Genomic DNA, 596 nt, shown 5'->3' on the forward strand with positions numbered 1-596 from the left:
GAGCCGGTCTTCGTGGCGGGGTTTGCCATGGCGGCTGTCGCGGCCGGTGCCACCGCGCTCAGGATCGAATCCGCGCGCTATGTCCGTGCCGTACGCGAGAAGGTCGACGTGCCGATCATCGGCATCGTCAAGCGCGACCTTGAAGACAGCCCGGTTCGCATCACGCCGTTCATCTCCGATGTCCAGGACCTGGCGGACGCGGGCGCGGATATCATCGCGATCGACGCCACAGACAGGCCGCGCCCGGAGACCCTTGCCGATCTCGTCGTCGCGGCCCGGGCGCTGGGCAAGCTCACCATGGCTGACTGCTCCTCACTCGAAGACGCCCGCCATGCGCTGGATTGCGGCATGGATTTCGTCGGCACAACGCTGTCCGGCTATGTCGGCGGCCCCGAGCCGGATGACCCAGATATCGCGTTGATCACCGAGATGGCCCGGCTCACGCCCTATGTCATTGCCGAGGGCCGGATCCGCACGCCGCAGCAGGCAGCCGATGCCGCCCGCGCCGGGGCCTTTGCGGTGACCGTCGGCTCCGCCATCACCCGTACGGAGCACACCACGGCCTGGTTCCGCGACGCGCTCGCCGACGCCTACGG

1 protein-coding gene is annotated in these 596 nt (G+C 68.6%); it reads left to right on the forward strand.

The window, feature by feature from the left end; all coding sequences use genetic code 11:
- Positions 1-12: 12 nt before the first annotated feature.
- The coding region (locus tag B4E36_RS15560) for a putative N-acetylmannosamine-6-phosphate 2-epimerase (RefSeq protein ID WP_345900554.1) at positions 13-596 on the forward strand (584 nt) is incomplete at its 3' end.

It is taken from the genome of Martelella sp. UBA3392 (assembly GCF_002358775.1).
Taxonomy (GTDB): domain Bacteria; phylum Pseudomonadota; class Alphaproteobacteria; order Rhizobiales; family Rhizobiaceae; genus Martelella; species Martelella mediterranea.